Origin of the sequence: Streptomyces sp. A 4/2 (assembly GCF_940670765.1) — a bacterium.
Taxonomy (GTDB): Bacteria; Actinomycetota; Actinomycetes; order Streptomycetales; family Streptomycetaceae; genus Streptomyces.
This window is the reverse complement of sequence record NZ_CALNVW010000112.1, coordinates 1-271: the sequence shown is the minus strand read 5'-3', so window position 1 is coordinate 271 and position 271 is coordinate 1. Positions and strand designations below refer to the sequence as shown.

Annotated in this window: 1 pseudogene; it reads left to right on the top strand. The window is 70.5% G+C overall.

The annotated features are described in order from the left end of the window. Positions 1 to 271 (top strand): annotated as a pseudogene (locus NBY69_RS37255) (peptidase C14); the annotation flags it as partial.

Below are 271 nucleotides of genomic sequence, written 5' to 3'. Positions count from 1 at the left end.
CCTGCTGCGGGTTTCTGGTCTGGCCGGTCTGGTCGTGGCCGGTTCGGCCGTCACCACCGGTACCGCGCAGGCCGCACCCACCACCAGTGGTACGGGTGTCCTGCACGCCGACACCGTCGACGACCTGCGCGCCCTGAACACCAAAACCCTCAGCGACGGAACGCAACTCCTCCTCGCCGGCTACCACCGGGCCGGCGACGGCGGAGCCATGGCCCTGCGCTGGAACAAGAACTCCACCGCCCCGCACAACGGCGGCACCGTCATCACCCCC